The 2575-nt window shown below is 77.6% G+C and carries 1 protein-coding gene and 1 pseudogene; one reads left to right on the plus strand and one right to left on the minus strand.

Annotated features, from left to right (window positions below):
- Positions 1-2228: helicase-associated domain-containing protein (locus ABZV94_RS41200; protein ID WP_356350187.1), on the minus strand; the 2228-nt coding region annotated here is incomplete at its 3' end.
- Positions 2229-2325: 97 nt separating this feature from the next.
- Between ABZV94_RS41200 and ABZV94_RS41205 the strand changes: the two are divergent.
- Positions 2326-2575 (plus strand): annotated as a pseudogene (locus tag ABZV94_RS41205) (hypothetical protein); the annotation flags it as partial.

Raw genomic sequence — 2575 nt, forward strand, 5'->3', positions numbered from 1 at the left:
TTGACCTGGCTGTCCCGGCGGCCCAGGAACTCCAGCTTGCCGCCGGGGTGCCAGCGTCCCCAGTCGCCGCCCAGGTACAGCCGCTCCCCGGCCTCGGCGGACTCGGCGGCGGGGGCGTAGCCCATGGCGCGCAGCCCCTCCAGCAGCGTCGCCGGGTCGGCCGGCGCGGCCAGCACGGTCGGCGCGAGGCGGCGCAGGCGCAGCGCGGCGGCGCGCTTGTCGGCGAGGATCTCGTTCAGCAGCGTGTCGTCGTCGCAGCGGACGTACGCCGAGGCCGCGCCGACCCGCAGGTGGCCGTGTCTGCGGGCCACGTCGTCGATCAGATAGGCCAGCGGCTGCGGGACCGGGGTGCGGGAGTGCTCGGCGAGGAAGGCGTGCAGGTCGGCGGCGGTCCGGCCGGCGTCCAGGGCACGGCGGACGGACGCCGGTGTGAACCGGTACACGGTCGCGCCGCCCTTGGACTCGACGTCCGCGAGCACTCCCAGCATGTCCGCGAGCGGGCGCCGCAGCGGTCCGGGCGCCACCGCCGTCAGGTCGGCCTGGAGCAGCACGTGGTCCAGCGGCTCGGGCAGCAGCGGTTCGAGCAGCCGGGCAGCGGCGGCGGCCGCGTCGCCCAGCTCGGCGGGCGAGAGCGGCGTCAGCCGCTCGGGGGCCCGGTGGTGGTGCACCGGGAGCTTGTCACCGGGGCCGGCGGGCTCGGCGGAGCCGGACCGCCCGGCCCCGGACCCGGTCGCGGCCGGTGCCCCCAGCAGCGCGCGCCCGTGGGACGACAGCGCGCCCCGGCCCGTCACCCCCAGCTGTTCCGCCTCCGACAGGGTCCAGCGGGCCAGCCGGGAGCGCAGGTCGTCGTCGCGGGCGCCGTCGCGCTGGGACCCCCGCAGGGGCCGCTCCCAGCGCAGCCGGGCCAGCACCGACTCCGCGTCCGGTGCGGCGCCCTGCGGCAGCGCGGCCAGCAGGGACAGCACCCGGTGCCGTACCTCGGGCGCGGCGGAGCGGTCGAGGCCCGGACCGAGTGCCGACAGGGTCCGGTCCTTGGCGTCCCGCCCGCCGACCAGCCCGGGCGTCCGGGTGGCCGTGAGCCAGGCCCGGGCGAGCCGGGTCCAGCGCTCGGCCGGAGGCAGCTCCAGCCACTCGTCGTAGGCCGGGGTGGCCGCGTACCGCTCGTCGGCCTCGCCGTCGGAGGCGATCAGACCGGCCGCGTAGGCCAGCTCGACCCAGAAGGCGGCGACCGGCTCCGACACGTCCAGCGCCACGGCGGTCCGCTTCAGGTCGCGCACGCTCAGTCCGCCCGCCCGCAGCACCGCCGGCCCGCCCTCGTCCCAGTCCTTCAGCAGCTCCTCCACGGTGGCCAGCGCCGTGTACGCCTGGCCGGCGGCCGTCGCGTCCACCACCTGCGGGCTGTGGGTCGCGGCCGGCGCCACGGCGGGCGGCAGCGGCTCGGGCGCGCGGTGGGCGCGGCCCTCGCGCAGATGCAGGGCGACCTCGCGGGGCAGCACGACCGTGCCGGGTGCGGTCGGCAGCAGCAGGCCGCGGTCCAGCAGCCAGCGCAGATGCGCCGCCGGATCGGCGGTGACCTGCCCGTACGGCGGCCCCCACACCAGCCGGGACAGCACCTCGCGGGCCGCCTCCGGGGCCCCGGCGAGCAGCTTCGCCATCTTCTTGCGGTGGGTGAACAGCCCGGTCAGCGCGGCCACGGCGGACACCGAGTCGTGGGTCGACGGCAGCCCGGCCGTCGTCACGATCTCCTGGATCCGCCCCGGCGACATGCCCGAGGTCGCCTCCTGCACGGTCGGTCCGAGCCCGGTCGGGGACGGGTGCTGCGGGGACGGAGCGAGCAGCTCGCGGGCGGTGCGCACCAGCCGCAGCCGGTCGTCGTCGCCCCACACCAGCGCCTGCTCGCGCAGGGTGGCGACGGCCCGGGGCAGCGCGCGGGCGACGGTCTCGTCACCGGCGTCCCCGGCCATCAGGCCGAGCAGGGTGTCGTACGACGCCGGGTCCGGGGCCACGGCCAGCGCCTCCGCCGTCTGGAGTGCGAAGCGGTCCAGCCGCTCCAGGGCGCGCAGCACCGAGGCGCGGGTGGCGGCGCGGGTGGCGAGCTGGGTGAGGTCGGTGGGGACGGGGGTGATGAGGTCCGGGCGGCTGCGCAGCAGCGCGGCCAAGGAGGCGTCGTCCCGCGCGCGGAGCGCCTCCGCGAGGGACCGAGGGGCTGAGTGGGCCTCGGGGCTCATCCGGCCAACGGTAGCGGACTTCCCGGTACCGAGGGCATCCCGCGAGAAGCGGTACGGTCCTCACGGGGTATCAGTCGGCGTCACCCCGGAGGGGTCCGTGGGGATCGAGAGCGACCAGGTCGTCTACGAGTATCTGAGCCGCGTCGGAGACATCGCCCAGCAGCGCCAGCTGCCGTCGGCGACGCGGATGCGGCTCGTGTCTGAGCTGCGGAACGAGATCGACCGGCACCGGGCGCAGGCGACGGTGGACTCGCCCGCCGCCGTCCGCCGCATCCTGGACCGCCTGGGCACCCCGGACGAGGTGGTCGCGGCGGCGGGCGGCACCGGCGGCCTGCCGCAGGCGCCGC

This window comes from Streptomyces sp. NPDC004658 (genome assembly GCF_040609555.1).
Taxonomy (GTDB): domain Bacteria; phylum Actinomycetota; class Actinomycetes; order Streptomycetales; family Streptomycetaceae; genus Streptomyces.